This is a genomic window from Mycobacterium sp. (assembly GCF_049280035.1).
In the GTDB taxonomy this organism is placed as follows: domain Bacteria; phylum Actinomycetota; class Actinomycetes; order Mycobacteriales; family Mycobacteriaceae; genus Mycobacterium.
In genome coordinates this window covers 1-6,070 of sequence record NZ_JBAPPI010000526.1, presented here as the reverse complement: position 1 = coordinate 6,070, position 6,070 = coordinate 1, and the positions used below count along the sequence as shown (strand labels likewise).

6 protein-coding genes, 1 tRNA gene and 1 pseudogene are annotated in these 6,070 nt (G+C 64.0%); 5 read left to right on the top strand and 3 right to left on the bottom strand.

What is annotated here, in order from left to right; translation table 11 throughout:
• The coding region (locus WAN71_RS17050; RefSeq protein WP_422226464.1) for a hypothetical protein at positions 1-681 on the top strand (681 nt) is incomplete at its 5' end.
• Positions 682-685: 4 nt separating this feature from the next.
• Here WAN71_RS17050 and WAN71_RS17045 read toward each other — a convergent pair.
• A complete protein-coding gene (locus WAN71_RS17045) occupies positions 686-847 on the bottom strand; it encodes a hypothetical protein (RefSeq protein ID WP_422226463.1) in 162 nt (53 codons plus the stop codon).
• A gap of 122 nt (positions 848-969) precedes the next feature.
• Between WAN71_RS17045 and WAN71_RS17040 the strand changes: the two are divergent.
• Both WAN71_RS17040 and WAN71_RS17035 read left to right on the top strand, forming a co-directional pair.
• Positions 970-1,087, top strand: a pseudogene (locus tag WAN71_RS17040) (CAP domain-containing protein); the annotation flags it as partial.
• A 400-nt stretch (positions 1,088-1,487) separates the two neighbouring features.
• Positions 1,488-2,492, top strand: coding sequence for a PE-PPE domain-containing protein (locus tag WAN71_RS17035; RefSeq protein WP_422226462.1), 1,005 nt, complete (start codon positions 1,488-1,490; stop codon positions 2,490-2,492).
• Positions 2,493-2,824: 332 nt separating this feature from the next.
• Here WAN71_RS17035 and WAN71_RS17030 read toward each other — a convergent pair whose 3' ends face one another.
• On the bottom strand, positions 2,825-3,850 hold the full coding sequence (locus WAN71_RS17030) for a fused (3R)-hydroxyacyl-ACP dehydratase subunits HadA/HadB (protein ID WP_422226461.1): 1,026 nt from the start codon (positions 3,848-3,850) through the stop codon (positions 2,825-2,827).
• A 181-nt stretch (positions 3,851-4,031) separates the two neighbouring features.
• Between WAN71_RS17030 and WAN71_RS17025 the strand changes: the two genes are divergently transcribed.
• Positions 4,032-4,102 (top strand) — tRNA-Cys (locus WAN71_RS17025).
• A 71-nt stretch (positions 4,103-4,173) separates the two neighbouring features.
• Complete coding sequence (locus WAN71_RS17020; protein WP_422226460.1) at positions 4,174-5,514, top strand: LLM class flavin-dependent oxidoreductase; 1,341 nt, start codon at positions 4,174-4,176, stop codon at positions 5,512-5,514.
• Here WAN71_RS17020 and WAN71_RS17015 read toward each other — a convergent pair.
• Positions 5,502-6,070: alpha/beta fold hydrolase (locus WAN71_RS17015; protein WP_422226459.1), on the bottom strand; the 569-nt coding region annotated here is incomplete at its 5' end. The genes WAN71_RS17020 and WAN71_RS17015 overlap by 13 nt on opposite strands.

The following is a 6,070-nucleotide window of genomic DNA, read 5'->3' as shown; positions in this document are numbered from 1 at the left end:
GCCGCGCTGGCGATCACCGTGCCCGAAGTGCTTGCCGCGCGGCGGGCCCGCGCTTCGATGCCCGATGCCCCGGGGCTGGCCGCGTTGAGCGGTCACCAACTGGCCGACCTGCTCCCCACGCAGAACGATTTTCCCGCCGGCTGGACTCGCAACAAAACCTTCGACTCACCGGAGGACTTCGGGTACGGCGGCTATCACAACATTGGTGCTGTCGACGGCTATCAGCCGGTCGAATGCTACGAGGTGGCCTACGGGATCCGGACCGGTTCATTTCCCGCTGCCACTGTGGCAGAACACGATCCGGCCGACCCGTCCTACCTGATGCCCGACAGCACCGACCTCCGGATGCAAGTTGGCCGGGAATTCAACCCGACAGTGTTCGACGACATGCGGACACTTGTGTCTCGTTGCTCGTATTTCCGCACCCGTTTTCCCGGCTTCGGCTACACCGTGCGGATCCTCGAGAACTCGAGCCCTCTAGGCGCTCTGCAGCGATTCCGGTACACCGTTACCGTGACCGACGAGCACAACCCCGCCGACACGATCGACACCGACTACTACTGGTACGCCCGCGTGTCGGGTCTCATTGTGTCGGGCATGGGCACCACCGGCCATCAGCAGATGCTCGACCGATTCGTCGAAGACACCCTGCGCCGGGTGCACGGTGCCGACCACCGGTGAGCGGTCAACCAACTCTTACGCGGTAGTTGTCGTCGGGGCAGACGTGGGAGAGTGCGTAGAGGTTCTCGTTGAATTGCGATGTGACCCGGGCGAAGTCCTGCGCCGACGGTGTCGGGGGTTGGCCGGCTGGTTGCCCGCTGAGCTTGTCTTGGCGGATGCGCGGCATGAGGGCCACGGTCTGGCCGGCAGTGCGGCTCCTTTGACGTGATGAATCCGTACGACAACGGTGTCCCCCAAAAGTGGAGTTCCACCATCGCCTCTGGGTTACCCAATCGACGGATCGGATAAATTTCGATCGATCCTAGCCCCGAGTATGACGCCAGCGACGAGATCGAGTACGGCATCAACTGGTTCCCGTGGATCCTCCGGGGCGTGTACCCGCCGCCCCGCCTATCCGCCGCAATAGGTAATCGTGAGACGCCTCGACGCTAGATGAAATCTCAATAGTCGCAGACGATTTGAGCGGCTCGTCTCGCCGATGTTCTGGCGCACATCATAGTTGGGCTCCGCTGCGCGATATAGCCGTCACGGTGATGTAATGAGGGTCGGCCCGCCTGGCGAGGAGGACCGGAGTATCGACGGCGCGGCGGCACTCATCCGGTGGGGGCATTGGCTCTGATGCCGGCCGCACCGTAACGACCGTTCGCGGGATTCCGGGTACTGGTAGATGACCACCCGATCCCAGTCGTCGGCCGCCAATCGGACAAGGACATTGCTGAACGGTTGTGCCGCGTCGGCCAGAAACTCCTTTAATCCAAGATTAAGAACTCCTTGAATCCAAGATTAAGTTCAGATAAGAACATGCGATGACGCAAATCACAGTGCGGGCGGAGCCGGTGGCGCGGAGGCGTGCAACGGTGAACGGATACAAGCTGCTCGCGCAGGTTACCGCGGTTGGCCTGATGGTTGGCGCGGCGAGCGCGCTGTTCAACCAAGCCGCCCACGCTGACGATTCGCTAGCTGGAAGCGACACGGCGATCATTCTCGGCGGAACCACCGAACCGACGCCGTCGGCCGCCTTCGCGCAGGCCGCCGAGGATCTGTATCTGCACCCGCTGGGATTCGACGGTGGCGCGACCTCCTCGACGGTCTGCGACATGATCGGGACCGACCCGTGCGCCGCGCCGCTGCAGGTGCTGACGACGCCCGAGCTGATCCAGCAGGGCCCGAGTAGTCTCACAGCCGCGGACGACGTCGTTCTCGCCGTGGAGAACGAATTCAACGCGGATCCCGGCGCTTTCAGCGCCGAGCACCCGCTGACGATCTTCGGATACTCGCAGAGCGCCACCGCCGAGTCGATCGCAATGACCCGACTCGAAGAAGCCGGCATCCCCAGCGGCGATCTGCACTTCGTATTCATCGGCGACCCGTCCCTCCCGGGCGCTGTCTGGCCCAATCTGGTCCCAGACCTCGACGCGCTACTCGGCTCGAGTACGACGAACACGATTCTCACGGATCTCGGCTTTGACGGCGTCCTTGGCAACTTGACGCCGAATGATCTGTACCCGACCACGATCTACACGCTGAACGGCGATGGGGTCGCCGACTTCCAACAGGACTTCACGGCCGGAGGTCCGCTGGAACCGCTCGTGAACCTATTCGTCCAGCATGTGGAGTACCTGGGGTTGACACCGACGCAAATCGCTGACGCGACCACGTCGACCAACGGTGACCTCACACTTGTCGACATCTCCGACAACATCAATAACGGCGCCGCGTGGATTGATGCAATTGAGCACGGGGTCGCCAGCAGCGGACTATTCCAGAGCGTATTCGAGTCTCTGCAACTGTATTTCACCAACATGTTCTGACTTGAGTCGTGGGCGCTGCTCGGCTATTGGCTGCGCAGTCCTGCGATGAGGACCTCGACTAGTGATGAGGGTTGTAGCGAGGGTCGCCGCCCGCTCCAACGCAGAGATTCCCGACGCCGCGTAGCAGTTCGTAGGCGTCCACGCCGGCTCGGATCTCGCCCGCCGAAGCGGCGGCGTCAACGAGTTGTCCGCACACGGGGACTAGGCGGTCGATGAAGTAGGCGTGCAGCCACCCACGTTGCCAGGTGGGTCGCAGATGAACTCATCACTAAGTCGCTGTAGCGCCAGCTCAAAGCCGCTCTTCGTCGTTGACCGCCGTCGCCACCGCCAGGTCAGCGGAAGCGGACGTTCAACGTCGCCAGGCCGAAGATCTTTCGGCCATCGGACTTCGCGGCGACGATGACGACACCGGACCGGGTTTCCGGGTCCAGCGACTTGATCCGGCCGCTGAACTCGATGTCGGCGCCCTCGGCGGCGGATACGATCGCGGGCGCAGAAAGTCGCACCGCATAGCGGGTAACCGCTCCCGGGTCACCCGACCATGCGGAGGCGAATCCGGCACCCACACCCATGGTCAGCATTCCGTGGGCGATCACATCGGGCAGGCCGGCCAGCTTGGCGATGTCCTCGTCCCAGTGAATCGGGTTGGCGTCGCCGGCCACGCCGGCGTAGTTCACCAGGTCGCCGCGGGACAGTCGGGCGTGATGCACCGATAGCTCGTCGCCCACCTTCAACTCATCGAAGGACGGCGTGCCCGGCGTGCGGGTGGTGCCGCCCTCGGCGATGCGAATGTCACCCTCGGGGCGCACCGTCTTGTGGTACTCGGATTCGCCGATTCCGAAGAGGTCCACGTCGTGCATCATCATCGTCTGCACGGCCGTCTTGATCGCTGGATCGACGTCCTCCGCGGTGAGACCGACAACGGTGGTGTGCAGGGTGTGCACCCGCTCGCCGGCGGAGTCGGTGAAGGTGTTGGTCACGGTGATCAGGTCTCGGCCGGCGATCCTGCGCACCGATGTCAGTTCGACGTCGACGTGCAGTTCGTCGCCGGCCACGATCGGGCGGTGTTGCTCGAAGACTTCTTCGGTCTGCATGTAGGTGTCGTAACCGACGACCACCTGCTCGAACATGAGGCGATTGCAGGTCATGCCCGGGGTCGACGTGAACGTCAGCGGCGCCACCAGGTCCGAATACCCCAGCTTCGCGGCGGCGGCGACGTCCCAGTGCGCGGGGTGGTAGTCCTGCACTGCACGGGCGTACTCGCGTACTTTCTCGCGCCCGACCAGGTAGGTGCCGTCCATCTGGTAGTAGTGGCCGACCCGCGATTCGAGCGCCGACGTTTCTGCTGCTGCGGTCATGAGTTTGCTCAACTTTTCTGTCGGCTTGTTCGCTGAGGCCGACCAGGGCACACTAACGCGCGGACACCGTAGCAAATACGCGCCGATACTCGCTGGAATAGCGTCTCTCTGCCGCGCGAAATGATCGGGTCGAGCGAAATCATGGACCGCCGGCGGTTGGGCTGGCACGGTGGTGGCTTATGCGGGTGTGGCTGAGCGGCTAGGCAGCGGCCTGCAAAGCCGTATACACGGGTTCGAGTCCCGTCACTCGCTCCGCGAAAGCTGAGCAGCAAGCCGCCGTTGGCGGAGGACTATTTCGACTCCCAACCGCGTTGCTGCTCAGCATGAGCAGGCAGCTGCACTTCAACGCGTTCATCTGGCCCAACGGATATCACGAAGCCGCGTGGCGGGTGGTTGACGACGACGTGCGCAACGTCCTCGGCTTGTCCTACTACACCGATATCGCGCGGATCGCTGAACGCGGCTTGATGGACTCGATTTTCCTGGCCGACAACATCGCTATCGCGGAATACCGGGCTACCTATCTCCCTCAGACGCAATTCGACCCGGTTTCGGTGCTGTCGGCGCTGGCGGCGGTTACCACTCACATCGGCCTGATCGGGACGGGCTCAACGACCTACAGCAAGCCATGGGAGCTTGCCCGCCGGTTTGCGACGCTGGATCACCTCAGCGGCGGTCGCGCCGGCTGGAACATCGTCACCACCGTCACGCCGCTGGCTGCGGCGAATTTCGGTGAACGGTTCCATCCTGAGCGCGCCGATCGGTATGCGCGCGCTCACGAATTCGTCGAGGCAGTCACACGTTCGTGGGACAGCTGGGAGGACGACGCGGTCATCGGTGATCGTGAGCGTGGCGTGTGGGCAGACCGCGCCAAGCTGCACGCGCCGCGCTTCCACGGTCAGTACTACGACGTCGAGGGGGTCCTGCCGTTTCCCCGCTCGCCGCAAGGGCACCCGGTGCTCGTTCAGGCGGGACAGTCGGCAGCCGGCGTTGGGCTTGCCGCTCGATACGCCGAGGTGGTGTTCTCTGGGCCGCCATCCCTGGAGGCTGCGATCGCCTTCCGGGCCGATCTGCACGCGCAGGTCGTGGCCGCTGGCCGTAAGCCCGACCAAGTGTTGGTACTGCCCGCGTTGATGGTCACATTGGGCGGCACCGAGGCCGAAGCGCAGGCACGGGCGCGTCGACTCGAGGAACTGGAGAGCCCGGAGTTTCGTTGGCAAAACGCTTTGTACACCGCCGGACTCGACCCCGATGGTTTCGATCCGGATGCTCCGCTGCCGGACAAGCTTTGGACTGACCGGTCAGTACCGTCAAGCCGCGCCGAGCAGCTCTACGCGGCCGCGCGTGCGCGACCGGACGCGTCCTTACGCGAGATCACCCGGCCAGCAAGTGGAGGAGCCGGCGGGACGCAGTTCATCGGAACACCCGAACAACTCGCCGCACATATGATCGCTTGGCAGGATGCAGGTGCCGTCGACGGCTTCACGTTCATGGGATCGACGCTGCCGCATGAACTTACGGCGTTCGTCGATCATGTCGTGCCGATCCTGCAGCGCCGTGGCCGATTCCGCACCGAGTACACCGGCCAGACGTTGCGCAATCACCTGGGGCTTGCGCGGCCGGAGGGGAGTGATACCGCGTCGCCGCGGCGTCAGTCGGCTTGATGAGCGGCGAACCAGTCCAGCAGCAGATCGGCTAGCTTGTCGGGTTGTTCGTCGGGTATCCAGTGCGAGACACCCGGCAGGATCTCGAACCGGTATTCCCCGCTGACGTATCGAGCGGTGTCGTGGGCCGCTTTAGGGAGCAACGCGATGTCGCCGTCGCTCCACACGTACAACGTTGGTACAGAGATCTTTTGGGCGATCGCCCGCGGATTGGACAGTGGTAGCGCGCGGTACCAGTTGATCGCTGCCGTGAGGGCCCCGGCCGCACTCATGGCCTGTGCATCACGCTCAGCCGTGGCCGGTGTTTGCCCGCTCCGCCGCAGCATTTCGGAGACCACGGCGCCGTTGCGGCGCATGAGCAGCCATTCCGGTATCCGCGGCAACTGGAAGAAGAACATGTACCAGGACGCCAGGCCCTGACGGCTGGTGGTGAACGATTTGATGAACGCGCCGGGGTGCGGCACTGATATCGGCGACACGGTTGCCAGCCGCTCGGGCATTTCGGCCGCGGCGGCCCACGCGACCGCGGCGCCCCAGTCGTGTCCGACCAGGTGCA